Origin of the sequence: Paracoccus aerodenitrificans, from assembly GCF_027913215.1 — a bacterium.
Lineage (GTDB): Bacteria > Pseudomonadota > Alphaproteobacteria > Rhodobacterales > Rhodobacteraceae > Paracoccus > Paracoccus aerodenitrificans.
In genome coordinates, this window is sequence record NZ_CP115784.1 from 3,182,656 (window position 1) to 3,197,914 (window position 15,259).

The 15,259-nt window shown below is 61.9% G+C and carries 11 protein-coding genes; 4 read left to right on the plus strand and 7 right to left on the minus strand.

The window, feature by feature from the left end; all coding sequences use genetic code 11:
• The first annotated feature begins 110 nt into the window (after window positions 1–110).
• From PAE61_RS16875 to PAE61_RS16885, 3 genes are read left to right on the plus strand one after another with little or no spacing between them, the layout of a single operon-like run.
• Window positions 111–1,247: an efflux RND transporter periplasmic adaptor subunit gene (locus PAE61_RS16875; RefSeq protein WP_434803139.1), complete on the plus strand. Its 1,137-nt coding sequence runs from the start codon at window positions 111–113 to the stop codon at window positions 1,245–1,247.
• The gene (locus PAE61_RS16880) at window positions 1,244–2,338 is read left to right on the plus strand and encodes an efflux RND transporter periplasmic adaptor subunit (RefSeq protein WP_271113499.1); all 1,095 of its coding nucleotides are present in this window, start codon (window positions 1,244–1,246) and stop codon (window positions 2,336–2,338) included. The genes PAE61_RS16875 and PAE61_RS16880 overlap by 4 nt, the downstream gene beginning before the upstream one ends.
• Window positions 2,338–5,397: an efflux RND transporter permease subunit gene (locus PAE61_RS16885; protein ID WP_271113500.1), complete on the plus strand. Its 3,060-nt coding sequence runs from the start codon at window positions 2,338–2,340 to the stop codon at window positions 5,395–5,397. The genes PAE61_RS16880 and PAE61_RS16885 overlap by 1 nt, the downstream gene beginning before the upstream one ends.
• 38 nt (window positions 5,398–5,435) lie before the next feature.
• Here PAE61_RS16885 and lhgO read toward each other — a convergent pair whose 3' ends face one another.
• The 3 genes from lhgO to PAE61_RS16900 are packed head-to-tail and all read right to left on the minus strand — an operon-like array spanning window position 5,436 to window position 8,438.
• Window positions 5,436–6,635: an L-2-hydroxyglutarate oxidase gene (lhgO, locus tag PAE61_RS16890; RefSeq protein ID WP_271113501.1), complete on the minus strand. Its 1,200-nt coding sequence runs from the start codon at window positions 6,633–6,635 to the stop codon at window positions 5,436–5,438.
• A complete protein-coding gene (locus tag PAE61_RS16895; RefSeq protein ID WP_271113502.1) occupies window positions 6,625–7,491 on the minus strand; it encodes an alpha/beta hydrolase in 867 nt (288 codons plus the stop codon). The genes lhgO and PAE61_RS16895 overlap by 11 nt, the downstream gene beginning before the upstream one ends.
• 44 nt (window positions 7,492–7,535) lie before the next feature.
• A complete protein-coding gene (locus PAE61_RS16900) occupies window positions 7,536–8,438 on the minus strand; it encodes a hydrogen peroxide-inducible genes activator (protein WP_271113503.1) in 903 nt (300 codons plus the stop codon).
• Window positions 8,439–8,576: 138 nt separating this feature from the next.
• On the opposite strand from PAE61_RS16900, the gene katG reads away from it, so the two are divergent.
• Window positions 8,577–10,757: a catalase/peroxidase HPI gene (gene katG / locus PAE61_RS16905; protein ID WP_271113504.1), complete on the plus strand. Its 2,181-nt coding sequence runs from the start codon at window positions 8,577–8,579 to the stop codon at window positions 10,755–10,757.
• Window positions 10,758–10,781: 24 nt separating this feature from the next.
• On the opposite strand, the gene PAE61_RS16910 is transcribed toward katG, so the two are convergent.
• The 4 genes from PAE61_RS16910 to PAE61_RS16925 are packed head-to-tail and all read right to left on the minus strand — an operon-like array spanning window position 10,782 to window position 15,236.
• Window positions 10,782–11,522 (minus strand): ABC transporter ATP-binding protein, encoded by a 741-nt coding sequence (locus tag PAE61_RS16910; protein ID WP_271113505.1) that lies wholly within the window; start codon window positions 11,520–11,522, stop codon window positions 10,782–10,784.
• Complete coding sequence (locus PAE61_RS16915; protein WP_271115183.1) at window positions 11,522–12,499, minus strand: FecCD family ABC transporter permease; 978 nt, start codon at window positions 12,497–12,499, stop codon at window positions 11,522–11,524. Before PAE61_RS16915 ends, PAE61_RS16910 begins: the two co-directional genes overlap by 1 nt.
• Entirely contained in the window at window positions 12,496–13,281 is a 786-nt protein-coding gene (locus PAE61_RS16920) for an ABC transporter substrate-binding protein (RefSeq protein ID WP_271113506.1), read from the minus strand. The genes PAE61_RS16915 and PAE61_RS16920 overlap by 4 nt, the downstream gene beginning before the upstream one ends.
• Window positions 13,275–15,236, minus strand: a complete 1,962-nt coding sequence (locus PAE61_RS16925; protein ID WP_271113507.1) for a TonB-dependent receptor plug domain-containing protein — start codon at window positions 15,234–15,236, stop codon at window positions 13,275–13,277. Before PAE61_RS16925 ends, PAE61_RS16920 begins: the two co-directional genes overlap by 7 nt.
• Window positions 15,237–15,259 lie beyond the last annotated feature (23 nt).

Consider the following 15,259-nt stretch of genomic DNA (forward strand, 5'->3'; position numbering starts at 1 on the left):
TCAGCATGACAGCTGACAGAGATGTGAACAGAATTGTACTGATAAACCCCTGCAGCAACGGCATAAACCCGCTCAGTTTCAGGATGCGCTGCAACATATGTTTGTTGCCGGTGCTTTTCAACCATGTCTGCTGCGGGATATGTGGTGACTATTTAAAGGGGGCAATCTTGGTCCACCGTTTGTTTCCCGTTTTGACTTCGACCGCATATTTAACGGTCATCGCAGCAGGTATCGCACAGCAAGCGCATGCGGCAGAGCCTCTGCCGGTTGAACTCGTCCCTGTGATCACAAGCGAAATCGGCGTTGAAGTCCGGCTGACCGGTACGCTTGAGGCGGTGGACAGCGTTGATCTGGGCTTCCGCGAAGGCGGTCGCGTGACCGACATGCTGGTCCGCGAAGGCGATCATTTCCGCCAGGGCGATGTTCTGGCCCGCATCGACCCGCTGCAATTCCAGCAGGCGCTCAATGTGGCGGAGGCGTCGCTTGCCGCGGCCGTTGCGACGCAGGAACAGGCTCAGCAGGCCGCCGATCGGGCACAGGCCATGCTGGATCGCGGAGTCGGCACCCGCGCGGCGCGGGATACCGCACGGCAGATGCTCAGCGCGGCGCATACCCAGACCGAGCAGGCGGAAACCAGTCTCGATCAGGCCCGTCGGTCTCTGGAAGATACGGAACTGGTCGCGCCGTTTGACGGCGTTGTCACCATGCGTTCCGGCGAAGCGGGTCAGGTGGTCGGGCCTGCACAGGCGGTGCTGTCTCTGGCCTCGATGTCGGGCCTTGAGGCCGTGTTCCTGACCCCAGACATGGCGCATCTGAAGGATGCGATGGGCGCGGCGGCGGCTCTGGATATGATTGATGTCGAGGCACCGCCAATGATGGCGCGGGTTACAGAGATTTCGCCCCTCATTGATGCCCAGACAGGTTCCGTCCGGTTGCGGGCGCGGGTCGAGGACGCGCCGGATGATGTCTCGCTTCTCGGTGCGATGGTGCGAGGCCGGATCGTGCTGAGCGTCGGAGAGGCTGTGGAAATTCCGTGGACCGCGCTGACCTCGGGTGAGGGCGGCCCGGCTGTATGGGTTCTGGACGAGGCAAAGCGGGCAGAGCTTCGCCATGTCGAGATCGAGCGCTTCGATGACGGAAAAGTCTTCCTGTCGGGCGGTGTCGAACCCGGGGAAGTCGTCGTCGCCGCAGGTTCTCAGATGCTGTTCCCCGGGCGAGAGGTCGTTGACGTGGAGAGTGGCTTATGATGCGTCACGCTCTGCTGGTCTTACCTTTCCTGTACATGCCGTTTCCGGGCAGTGCTTTTGAGTTTCCCTGGGCAGAAGAGGCCGAGGCTACCGTGCAGACATCGCCGCGCCCGGTCGTTTCGGTCATCCTTCAAGACATTCCGTCTCAGCGGCGCAGCTTTCCCGGTGTCGTCGTGGCCGGGACTGAGGTTCAGCTTGGTTTCCAGACGCTTGGCCGTCTTGCGGCGCGGCCGGTGGATGTCGGTGACCGCGTGAAAATGGGCGATGTTCTGGCGGAACTGAAACCTGACGATCTTCGCGCGAATGTCCGCGCCGCTCAGTCGGCGGTGGAAGCGGCAGAGGTTACGCTTGAAACCGCCCGCTCCGAGGCCGAACGGACGCGTGATCTGGCGTCTCGCAACGTCTCGTCTCGCGCCGTGCTTGAGCAGGCAGAAAGAAGGCTGAAAGCCGCCGAGGCGGGAATGGCTCAGGCCCGCTCGGAACTGGCCCGGGCCGAGGACGCAGCCGGTTTCGCAAGGCTTGTTGCGCCGTTTGATGGGGTGGTGTCGGCTGTCTTCGAGAATGCCGGTGCGGTTGTCGGGGCGGGAACGCCGGTGCTGACCCTCTCGGATGTCGCGACGCGTGAGGCGATTATCGACCTGCCGGCCCCGGCCCTGTCGGCGCTGCCGGTGGGAACCGCGATGTCGATCTGGCTGGAATCCGATCCCGCAACGCGCTGCCCGGGCCGGATTACCCGGATTGAGCCTGTGGCCGATGCTGCAACCCGCACCAGACGCGTGCATGTGGCAATGGAGAATGCAGAGGATTTCCGGCTGAACGCCCTGATCCGTGCGCAATATGCAGGTGACGCAGGGACAATCCTGACCGTGCCACCCTCTGCGATTGCCGGTTCGGAAGATGACAGCTATGTCTGGGTCGTGAACCGGCAGGGCGACCGGGCCAATGTGTCGCGGCGGAATGTCGTGACCGGGGCGCGGATGGACGACATTGTCGAGATTGCCGAGGGAATCCAGCCCGGAGAGGAAATCATTATTCGCGGTGTTCACTCTCTTGAGGACGGGCAGGTTGTTGGCAGGCGGGTCGCGCCCTGATGCAGGATACACGTTTCAACCTGTCCGACTGGGCCTTGCGCCATCGCAGCTTCGTCTGGTTCCTGCTGTTCATCTCGATGATCGCGGGAACGCTGTCATATATGAATCTGGGCCGTGAAGAGGATCCGAACTTCACCATCAAGGTGATGGTGATCGGAGCGGCCCTGCCCGGTGCAAGCATCGATGAAACGCTGGATCAGGTCACCAAACGGATCGAGCGCAAGCTTGAGGAACTGGATGAGCTGAAATTCACCCGCTCGGTGACGATGCCGGGTCAGGCGGTGGTTTATGTCGAGCTTGATCAGAACGTGAAAAGCCCCGACGTGCCCGAGATCTGGAAGCGTGTCCGGCATATGATGTCCGATATCAGGCCCGAATTCCCCGAAGAATTCGCCGGGTTTCAGTTCAACGACAATTTCGGTGATGTTTACGGCAATATCTACGCCTTCACCGCCGATGGTTTCACCATGCGTGAGCTTCGCGACCGGATAGACGATATCCGCGATCTGGTTCAGACGCTGCCCTTGGCCGGGAAGGTCGAACTGCTTGGCGAACAGGATGAGGAAATCTATCTTGAGTTCTCGCCATCGCGTCTGGCCTCGCTTGGTCTCAGTCAGGAACAGGTGATCTCTACCCTGTCCAACCAGAATGCAATCGCCGCTGCCGGTGTGATCGAATCCGGGCCGGAGCGGATTCTTCTGCGCGTCACCGGCGAATTCAATGATAGCGACGCGATTGCCGCGGTGAATTTCCGCATCGCCGACCGCTTCTACAGCCTGACCGATGTGGCGACGATTCGCCGGGGCTATGTCGATCCTCCGGAATCACTGTTCCGCTATAATGGCGAGCAGGCGATTGGTCTTCAGATCGGGATGAAGCAAGGGGGCAATATTCTGGAATTTGGTGAGCAGGTCGATGCGCTGATGGCGAAGGTCTCTGCCGATCTGCCCGTCGGGATCAAGATGGCGAAGGTCGCCGATCAGCCTCATGTCGTCGATGAGGCGGTGGGCCATTTCGTGCAGGCTCTGGTCGAGGCGGTCGCCATCGTCCTGATCGTCAGCTTCATCAGCCTTGGTCTGCGCGCCGGGATGGTGGTGACGATGTCCATCCCGCTGGTGCTGGCGATCACCTTTGTCTTCATGGAATATTATGGCATCACCCTGCAAAGGGTTTCTCTGGGAGCGCTGATCATCGCGCTTGGCCTGCTGGTCGATGATGCGATGATCGCCATCGAGACGATGATTTCCCGGCTTGAGATCGGTGAATCGCTGACCGATGCCGCGTCCTATGCGTGGACCTCGATTGCCTTTCCGATGCTCAGCGGGACACTGGTCACAGTGGCGGGGTTCATCCCTATCGGGCTGAATAACTCCGATGCGGGAGAGTTTACCTTTTCCCTGTTCGTGGTCATCGCGGTGGCGCTTGTGGTCAGTTGGGTCGTCGCAGTGCTGTTCGCTCCGGTCCTGGGCGTGGCTTTCCTGCCCCGGAAAATGAAACAACATGACGGCAATCCCGGATGGGTCAGGCGACGGTTCCATACGGCGCTGCGCGTCGCGATGCGTTTCAAATGGGCGACGATTCTGATCACTGTAATGACTTTCGGCGCCTCGATATGGGGGATGCAATTCGTCGAGCAGCAATTTTTCCCGACCTCGGACCGGACTGAGTTGCTGGTCGATGTGAATATGCGGCACAACTCGTCGATTGCTGACACGAAAGACACGATGGACAGGCTGGAGGCGTCGCTTCAGGACGACCATGACGTGCGGTTTTGGACCTCTTATGTCGGTATGGGCTCGCCGCGCTTCGTGCTTGCGCTCGATGTACCGACGGCGGGTCCGTATATGGGCCAGATTGTGATCCAGACCCCCAGCCTTGAGGCAAGGGACCGTGTCAGGGCAAAGATCGAGGATCTTGCGCGGCGCGACTTCAGCGGCGCGGATATTTACGTGAAAAATCTTGAGGTCGGGCCTCCGGTCGGCAAACCGATCCAATACCGCGTGTCGGGTTCCGGCATCGAGGAGACGCGCGATGCAGCCCGTGAACTGGCGGCTCTGCTGGTGCAGGACAGCAGGCTGCGCAATGTAACGCTCGACTGGAATGAGCCTGCGCGGGTGATCCGGCTGCGTGTCAGTCAGGATCAGGCGCGGCGTCTGGGGATCAGCTCGACGGATATCTCCTGGGCGGCGGCAACCATGTTCACCGGCCAGACCATTACCCAGCTTCGCGACGGAGAATATCTGGTCGATGTCGTCACGCGCGGCGTCGCGGATGAGCGCAGCTCGATCGCGACGCTTCGCAACCTTCAGCTTGGCACCCCAAGCGGGACGCCGATTCCTTTGGCCAGCCTTGCAAAGCTTGAATATGCAACTGAGCAACCGCTGATCATGCAGCGCGACGGGCTGCCGACAGTGACGGTCAAGGCCGATATCGAGGGAACGGCACAGGCGGCGACACTGGTCAGCGAACTCGCCCCCCGGATTGCCGAGTTCGGGGACACCCTACCGCCGCTGATGAAGATCGAAATCGGCGGCACCGTGGAATCCTCGATGGACAGTCAGGAACCCATTGCCGCTGTCGTTCCGCTGATGTTGCTGATCATGGCGTTTCTGATCATGGCGCAGATGCAGAGCTTCCGTCTCTCGGCGATTGTGTTCACCGCCGCGCCGCTTGGCCTGATCGGTGTGGTGATCGTGCTGGTCGGTTTCGGAGTACCGATGGGTTTCGTGGCCCTGCTTGGGATTCTGGCGCTTGCCGGTATCCTGATCCGGAACTCGATCATTCTGGTGCATGAGGTGCAGAACCTGCTGGCAAAGGGGCAGAGCCGTTGGGATGCGGTGTTCAACGCTTCGGACAGCCGGGCGCGGCCGATTCTGCTGACGGCGGCGGCGGCCTCGCTGGCGCTGATCCCGATCTCGCGTCAGGTGTTCTGGGGACCGATGGCGTTCGCGATGATGGGCGGGATCATTGTCGGAACCCTGATCACACTGCTTTTCGTTCCGGCCCTGTATTGCGCGGTGTTCCGCGTAAGACCGCCGCAGGATGAACGGGCAGGCTGATTCAGGCGTCGGGTCTGCTCATTTGGAAAAATGGTATATCAGGCTGATATCCCCGCCAGCACCCGATCCGCGATCATGTCTCCGATCGGCAGGGCGGATGTCGCGGCGGGTGAGGGGGCGTTGCAGACATGCAGCATGCGCGTGCTGTCCAGAAACAGGAAATCATGCTGCATCGACCCATCCGCCATGACCGCCTGCGCACGGATGCCGCATTCCATTGGCGTCAGATCCTCCAGCGTCAGCCCGGGGCAATATCGCTGGCATTCGGCCAGATAGCGGCGCTTGAACAGGGAGTTGCCAAGCTCTTTCATTCCGGGGCGGATGAAGGAAAAGATCGCCTTCCAGAAGCCCGGAAATGCGGCCATGTCGGCCATGTCACGGGCGTTCAGCGAAAACTTCGGATAACCCTCACGCGCCAACCCCAGCATGGCGTTTGGCCCGACCGAGACGAAGCCGTCGATCATCGGCGTCAGATGCGTGCCCAGAAACGGTAATCCCGGCTCTGGCACCGGATAGATCATGGCGCTGACGATATCATTGCAGCGTTCCGAAAGACGGTAATACTCGCCCCGGAACGGGACGATCCGGTGCCGGATCTTCAGCCCCGCTATCCGCGCGATGCGATCCGATTGCAGACCTGCACAGGCAATCAGATGCCGGGCCGAGATACTGTCATCTGCGGTCTCGATCCCGACATGCGTGGCGGCTTCACGAATGGCGACAGGCGCGGCGCGATAGCGGATATCCGCGCCTTTCTTGCGCAATTCATCCGCCATTGCGTGAAGGATTGCCGCATAGCTGACAATCGCGGCCTCGGGCACGCGGATCGCCTTGAGACCGGCGATATTGGGCTCGCATCGGTGGATCCCGGCGGCGTCCAGCAATTCGGTGCGGATCCCGTTTTGTCCGGCACGCTCATGCAGCGCGTCGAGCCTTGCGATTTCATCTTTGCGTGTCGCAACGATCAGCTTTCCCCGGGTTTGGAAGGGAATGCCGTGCTCCGTGCAGAATTCTTTGGTCCGGGCAGCCCCTTCACGACAAAGCCGTGCCTTGAAAGAGCCGGGCGCGTAGTAGATGCCGGAATGGATGACCCCGGAATTGCGCCCCGTCTGATGCCTGCCAAGCCTGTCTTCCTTTTCCAGAAGGATCAGTGAGGCGCCGGGCCTGCGCTCAAGCAGGGCGCGTGCGGTGGCGAGGCCGATAATGCCTCCGCCGATGATCGCGTAATCATGGATCACCGGATTCTCCGGGCGGTGAGGTGGCCAGTTGCATCAGAAGCGGGTGTGCGCCTGCCAGAGTTTCGCCATGCTGCATGCCGCGCAACACATGCAGGCTGACGGGTTCTCCCTGTGCCTTCGCGCGGGCGACAAGGCGCTGCGCCGGGGCCGGGATGCGATGTGCGGGGAGGGCGGGATCGGCCAGAGCGCCGCGTTCTCGTTCGCTGTCCCCGACAATGACGGTCAGTCTGGAAAATTCACTGAATTCTTCTGTGCCGGTCAGCCACAAAGCGGGGCTGATCGCCGCGAAACGCGAAAAGCCCGAACCGGAAGTGCTTAATGCATACAGCACAAACAGCCCGCCATAGCTGTGACCCGCCAGCATCCGGCGCGACGGGTCGAAACGGGCATCCGCCTCGGCCCGCTGCCGCAGAACTCCGCTCAGTCGCGCCATGAAAAGATCTGCGCCACCGACCTGCCGTTCGGGTCTTCTGGGATCGGTGCGAAGCGGTGGCGGGGTATAATCCAGCGCACGGCGAGTCGTGTCGAAAGGCAGGTTGGTCGGATACCCGATGCCGATCACCGCAAGATCGGGAAACTGCGCCAGCAGATCCGGGTTCATGCGGTCGAAGGCGGCATTGCCGTCCAGAAGCCAGAGCGACGGCCAGCCCTGCTTTTCGGGATCGGTTCGGGGCAGTGCGCGGAACAGGCGGTAATCCTGCGCATCCGGGACCGGGACGTCAAAAACCTCCTGCCGGTGTGTGGGATGCGGTGCCTGAAGGATCCGCATTTCCGTCGGCTCACGCATCGGCTGTGCTCTCACAGGAGCGGTGGCAAGCGCCGCCATCGCCAGCACGCTGCGCCGTGTCACTGTCATCGCTGCACCTCGCCAAGCCGTTTCGCCGCGCCGAATGTGCCAAGTCAGATGCGGGCGTCAAGAGAGCGTCCGATTTCAGAGACGATCTGCGCGATCTGGGCAAAGCGCTGCGCCAGAGGGCTGGATTTGCGCCAGATCATGCCGATTGTGCGGGTCGGTCTGGGCTCTGCCAGCCTGACGACCTGAATACCCTCGGTGCGGGTCTCGACGGCGACGGCCATTTCGGGGATCAGCGTGACACCGATCCCGGCACCGACCATCTGCACCAGTGTCGAAAGCGAGCTTCCCTCCATCAGCCCGCGCGGAGGCTGGGGCAGATTGCAGAAGGACAAGGCCTGATCCCGGAAGCAATGCCCCTCTTCCAGCAGCAGAAGCTGCATCTCCTGAAGATTCTCCGCGCTTGGAACCGGCATCTGCGCATCGGCAATGGGACGGACCAGCACGAATTCCTCATCGAAGAGCGGCTCTTCGTGAAGCGAGGGTTCGGATACGGGAAGGGCGACAATCGCGACATCAAGCCGCGATTCCAGCAGATCCTCTATCAGACGTGCGGTGACGGTTTCCCGTGGCTGCGGCTCAAGCCGGGGAAACTGGCGGCCAAGCGCCTGCATCAGCCGTGGCAGCAGATATGGCGCAACCGTCGGGATCACACCGATGCGTAGGGGACCCGAGAGATTTTCGCCATCGGCGCGGACAAGATCGCCCAACTCATCGACCGAACGCAGGATCTCGCGGGCGCGGATCGCGAATTGCTGCCCAAGAGCCGTCAGTCGCACCCGCCGTGCACTGCGTTCGACAAGCGGCGCACCCAGCAATGCTTCAAGTTCCTTGATCTGCATGGACAGAGCGGGTTGAGTGATCGCACAATCATCCGCGGCGCGTCCGAACTGGCCGGTTCTGGCAAGCGCTTCGAAATATCGTAGCTGCTTCAGCGTGAGTGATTGCATCAGATTATTTTATATTATTGGTAAGAAAATGCAATTATTCATTATCTTAATCTTTGGTTATTCTGCGGACGGAAACACAGCGAGTCGCGCCGGTCCCGTCCCGTTTCGGATTTGACCGAGCCAGCCAGGAGATTGATTATGGACGGCAATGATATTCCGCAGGGCAAATGCCCGGTCATGCATGGCGGCAACACCGCCAACAGCGATTCGGTCACAAGCTGGTGGCCCAACACGCTGAATCTGGACATTCTCAGCCAGCATGACAGCAAGACCGACCCGATGGGTCAGAATTTCAACTATCGCGAAGAGCTGAAAAAGCTGGATATCGAGGCGCTTAAGAACGATGTCCGCGCCCTGATGACCGAAAGCCAGGACTGGTGGCCTGCTGACTGGGGCAGCTATGTCGGCATGTTCGCGCGGGTGGCATGGCACGCGGCGGGGTCCTATCGTCTGGCCGATGGGCGTGGCGGTGGCGGCACCGGCAACCAGCGTTTCGCGCCTCTGAACAGCTGGCCGGATAACGCCAATACCGATAAGGGCCGCCGCCTGCTGTGGCCGATCAAGAAGAAATACGGCAACAAGATCTCCTGGGCCGATCTGATCATCCTGTCCGGCACCATTGCTTATGAGGTCGCGGGCCTGAAAACCTTCGGTTTCGCCTTTGGCCGCGAAGATATCTGGCACCCCGAGAAGGATGTTTACTGGGGCGCCGAAAAGGAATGGCTGGCGCCGTCCGATGCCCGCTATGACGATGTCGACCAGCCGGAAACGATGGAAAACCCGCTGGCCGCCGTGCAGATGGGTCTGATCTATGTGAACCCGGAAGGCGTCAACGGAAAGCCCGATCCGCAGAAGACCGCCGATCAGGTGCGCGAGACCTTCAAGCGCATGGCGATGGACGACGAAGAGACCGTGGCTCTGACCGCAGGCGGTCACACGATCGGGAAATGCCACGGTAACGGCAATGCGGATGAGCTTAGCCCCGCTCCGGAAGCTGCGGATGTGACCGAGCAGGGTCTGGGCTGGATCAATCATACCTCGCGCGGTATCGGCCGTAATCAGGTTGTGGGCGGGCCGGAAGGCGCATGGACGACCAATCCGACCGTGTTCGATGACGGCTTCATGAAAATGCTGCTGGATCACGAATGGCAGCTGACCAAAAGCCCCGCCGGTGCCTTCCAGTGGGAGCCGGTCGATATCGCCGAGGAAGATATGCCGGTCGATGTCGAGGATCCCTCGATCCGCGTCAAGCCGATGATGACCGACGCCGATATGGCGATGAAGGTCGATCCGAAATACCGCGCCATTCTGGAGCGTTTCTGCGACGATGAGCAGTATTTCCGCGACACTTTCGCCCGCGCATGGTTCAAGCTGACCCACCGCGATATGGGACCGAAGGACCGCTATTTCGGCCCGGATGTTCCTGCCGAGGATCTGATCTGGCAGGACCCGATCCCGAAAGGCCCGACCGGTTATGATATCGAGGCGGTCAAGCAGAAGATCCGCAACAGCGGCCTGTCGCTGTCCGACATGGTCTCGACCGCATGGGACAGCGCCCGGACCTATCGCGGTTCGGATATGCGCGGCGGCGCGAACGGCGCCCGCATCCGTCTTGCTCCGCAGAAGGACTGGGACGGCAACGAGCCTGAACGTCTGGCCCGCGTCCTGTCGGTGCTGGAGCCGATTGCGCAGCAAGCCGGCGCATCACTGGCCGATGTGATCGTGCTGGCCGGGAATATCGGGGTCGAGCAGGCAGCGAAAGCTGCGGGCTTCGACGTGACCGTTCCGTTCTCTGCCGGGCGTGGCGATGCCACCGACGAACAGACCGATGCGGAATCCTTTGACGCGATGGAGCCTCTGGCCGATGGTTATCGCAACTATGCGCAGAAGGAATATGTCGTCAGCCCCGAGGAAATGATGCTGGACCGTACCCAGCTTCTGGGCCTGACCGCGCCTGAAATGACCGCTTTGGTCGGTGGGATGCGCGTCATGGGAACCAATCACGGCGGCAGCAAGCATGGTGTCTTCACCGACCGTGAGGGGCAGTTGACGAATGACTTCTTCGTCAACCTCACCGATATGCGCTATAGCTGGCATCCGGCTGCGAACGGGATCTATGAGATCCGCGACCGCCAGACCGGTCAGGTCAAATGGACGGCGACGCGGGCCGATCTGGTCTTCGGGTCGAACTCGATCCTGCGGTCCTATGCCGAGGTCTACGCGCAGGACGACAATGCCGCGAAATTTGTCAATGATTTCGTGGCGGCGTGGTCCAAGGTGATGGAAGCCGACCGTTTCGATGTGAAGCTGGCGGCGTAACGTCCGGGTTCTGCCCGGACCGGATCACGGAAGAATACGGAGGGGCTGGAAAACCGGCCCCTCTTTTTCATTGGCGAAATAGCCCTCGATCCCGAAGACCTGCGCCAGATGATCCGGGATCAGCACATCGTGCGGGGTTCCGTCCGCAACGATCCGGCCCCGATCCATCAGCACCAGCCGCGTGCAATGCCGCGCCGCCAGTCCCAGATCGTGCAGCGACACGATGACGGTGCGGCCCTCATCGGCAAGTTCGCGGAACAGCGCCATCACCGAGATCTGATAGGCCGGATCGAGACCCGCGACCGGCTCATCCGCCAGCAGCACCGGCGTGTTCTGCGCAAGGGCGCGAGCGATCAGGGTCCGGGCCTGCTCGCCGCCGGACAGTTCGGTAATCCTGCGGCGCCGCAGATGGGTGAGCCCCATGCGGGTCAGCGCGGCCTCGATATGGGCGGGATCGGCTTCGGGGCGGCGATGAGGGATGCGGCCAAGCCGGATCAGCGCCTCGACAGAGACAGGCCAGGCGGCTTCTCGGGTCTGGGGCAGCCACGCCGCGGCAAGGGCGCGTCTTGCCGGGGGCAGGGCGGCAAGGCTGGATTTTCCACTGGCCGGGATCAGGCCCAATGCGGCGCGGAGCAGCGTTGTTTTTCCCGCGCCGTTCGGGCCGATCAGCCCGACGCATTCACCGGGACCGATATTCAGCGTCACGCCGTTAAGCGTCACATTCCGCCCGCGTCTGACCGACAGGTCCGAGATATCGAAGCGCATCACATCCCCCGCCTTTGCCGCCAGATCAGATGCAGGAAAACCGGAGCGCCGATGATCGCCATCACCACCCCAAGCTTCAGATCGCGGCCCGGCAGAACCACCCGAACCGCGATATCGGCTGCCAGCACAAGTGCCGCTCCGCCAAGCGCTGAGGCAGGCAGCAATCGCTCCGGCTGCGCCCCGGTCGCGCCGCGCAGAAGATGCGGCACCACCAACCCGACAAAGCCGATTGCGCCCGCAACCGCTGTTGCCGCGCCGACCATCGCCGCGACACCGAAGACGATGCGCAGCCTCAGCGACCTCAGATTGATCCCCATCGAGGCCGCGGCATCCTCGCCAAGCGTCAGCGCATCCAGCCCGCGCCCGATACCCCATAGACAGGCCGCGCCCGCTGCCATGAAGGGCGCTGCGATCCCAAGATGGAGCCATGAGCGATCCGCCAGAGATCCCATCATCCAGAAGACGATTTCGCTTGTGGCGAAAGGGTTGGGCGAGAGGTTCAGCACCAGCGAGGTCAGCGCCCCGGCGAATGCCGATATGGCGACACCGGCAAGGATCAGCGCCAGCGAACTGCCTCCGGGTCCCGCCAGAAGCAGGATCAGCCCCACCGCCAGCAGCGCGGCACCCAGACCGGCAACCGGCAGGGCAAGCGCGAAGCTGGCGGCAAAGCCGGTTTGCAATGCAATCACCGCGCCAAGCGCCGCCGAGGCGGAGACGCCGATTAGCCCCGGTTCTGCCAGAGGGTTCCTCAGATAGCCCTGCATCGCCGCGCCGCATAGTCCCAGACATGCCCCGATCAGCAATGCAAGCAGGGCGCGGGGAAGGCGGATCTCGCGCATGACAAGCCCCGCCGCGCCGTCGCCGACAAGCAGGGCGTGCAGACTGTCCAGAGGGCCGATCTCAGCCGGACCTGTCAGCAACGACGCTAGAAACAGCACCACACAGAGGGCGGACAAGGCCAGAGATACACGCCTCATTGCGCCAGCCGTGCCGCGACGCCAGCCACCGCCGGAAGGCCGCATATCCAGTCCCTGTCGGCAATGCTGATGCGAGCGGCGTCTGACCGGGTAAGCGCGGGATGGTCCAGCACGGATTCTGCGCGGGATGGCGTATCATAGCGGCTGCCCGTCACGATCAGCTCGGGCGCGGCCATGACAAGCTGCTCCAGCGACAGCGCCCCTCCGGGATGACCCAGCCTGTCAGCGAGAAGCTCCAGCCCGGCGCGGCGCATGATATCGGCGGAGAGACCTCCGGTCCCGTTTGCGAAACCATTCGCAGCATAGCTTGTCGCCACCCTGCCGCCCCCTTCCGGGATCGCCGCAAGATCGGCATCGAATCCGGCCAGCAGCTTCGCCGCCCGGGTCTCCTGCTCGAGAAGTCGTCCCATCAGCAGGATATTCTTACGGATGTCGGCAATCGAGGATGCCGGGGGTACGGTCTCCACGCGCACACCCAGCCTTTCCAGCATTCCGACCGTAGGTCGCGCGGCATAGGGACCTGCCAGCACCAGATCGGGGCGCGACAGATAGATTTCCTCGGCCCCGCCATGATTGAGGCCGATCTTCCTGGCCTCATCCGGCATCAGAGAAACAGCCGGATCGGCGGCAAGCCATGACACCGATTCAAGCTGGCCGGGTGCGGCGATCAGCATCGCAAGCTGATCGGTGCAGAGATTGACCGAGACGACACGCTGCGGTGCTGCCCCCGCCGGTCCGGCGAGGGCAAGGGCCACCAGAAGCGCGGTGGCCCGTCCTACCATTTGGCCTGAAGGCCGAGATAGGCGGTGCGGCCCTGCATCGCGTATCCCCATGAATCGAAATAATCCTCATCGAACAGGTTGACCACGCGCCCCGTCGCCCGGACCCGGTCGGTAACATCATATCCCGCCGCGACATTCACGACAGTATATTCCGGCAATTCCGCAGTTTCATAACTGCCGAAATACTGGCTGTCATAATTTCCGGCGACGTACAGCACCTCTCCGGACAGGTTCCCGCGACCTTCGGCGAAGCGATAATCCGCCGTGAGACCCAGAGTATGACGCGGGCGGCGGATCTCGACCTGACCGTCAGGGTCCTTCGCGTGAAGATAGGTATAGGCGAAGCCAAGGCTCAGCGCATCGCTTGCCTGAAAATCGGCGGAAAGCTCGACCCCGCGACGTTTGCTGACGCCGTCCTGATTATAGTAATTCGTACCATCGGCCAGCGGGATGCCGCTGAAGCTGATCTCGTTTTCCAGTTCCTCCTGGAAATAGGTCAGATCCGCCACGCCGCGCCCGCCTGCGAAGTGAAGCTCTGCCCCGATATCGAAGCCACGGTTTTCTTCGGGCTTCAGTCCCGGATTTCCGGCATAGCCATAACCGCCGTAAAGTTCGAGATAGCTGGGATTCACGACGCCCGTCCCCGCAGATCCATGAAGCCGAACAGGCACGCCCGGCACCTCATAGGACAGGCCCAGAGACCAGGTCGAAGCGTTTTTGAACAGATCGTTATTATCGTGACGCAGGCCAAGCTGGACATCCAGCCCGTTCGCAAAGGCACCGCGATATTCCAGAATGACCGAATTGCTGGCCCGGTTCTGATCGCTTGCGACGCTGTTTTCATCCTCACGCCGTTCCAGCCCAAGTGTCAGCGTCTGTGTGGCGGTGAAATATGGGCCGTCCAGACCGAAAGCGCCGCGATAGCGCCAGATATCGGTGCGGGCCTTATCCGCCGCACCACCATTCTGGCTCAGCTCGAATCGGGTCTGGTCATAGGACAGGCGATGGACCAGACGGCCATTCAGCGTCTCGGCTTCAGCCCAGATCCGGCCTGCGCTTTCCTTGCGCTCGGCATAGAGATCGGCATCGATGACATATTCATCGGCGGTCATCGCTGTCCATGATGTCGCGTCGTAATCATATTCCTCTTCGGCATAGCGCATCAGCATCCCTGCGCTGATCGTATCGGTCAACTGACGGTCGAAGGATAGTTGCGCGGCGCTGCGGCGGATGCCGTCATCCTCGCCGCCATCGCCGGAATGGTCATAGCCGTCATCGTCGCGGGTCGCTGCGGTGAAACTCACCCCGCCGCGATCGTCCCGGTTGCTGGCATGGACCGAGGCGGACCAGCCATTGCCGATCTCGACCGATCCGCCCGCCTCGACGCCGCTGCCGCCGGGCTGGCGCGTGATGATATTCACTACACCGGCCGAGGCATCCGCGCCGAAAAACACCGATTGCGGACCGCGCAGCACCTCGATGCGCTCGATATTCGCGGTATCCAGTCCCGAGAGGTAATATTCGCTGTCACCCGCCGCCGCGCGGATACCGTCGATCAGCACCAGAGTGTGATTTCCCTCGGCTCCGCGAATCCTAATCTGGGTGTTCGAGGCACCGAGGCTGCTGACCGACAGACCCGGCACAGAACGCAGCGCATCCTGTACACTGCGGACGCCACGGGCGCGGATCTCTTCGGCGGTCAGGACGGTGTTCGCGCGGCCATAGGCCTGACGCTCGATCGGAGTCAGCCCGCCCTCGATGGTGATCTGGTCAAGAAGATAGGGAGTCTCCTGGCCGAGAACCGCCACGGGCAGCAGAGCAGAGGAAATAAGCAATGTCGCAAAGCGCATCGGCATGTCTTTCATATCAGGGCGGTGGCGTTCCCGCACCGGCCCCGGTTGATCGTGATGCCTGCGGATCGGGCCACAGGCGCGGCTGTCACCGCTGCGGCCCATGCCGCTTCCCCGGTGCCCCACGC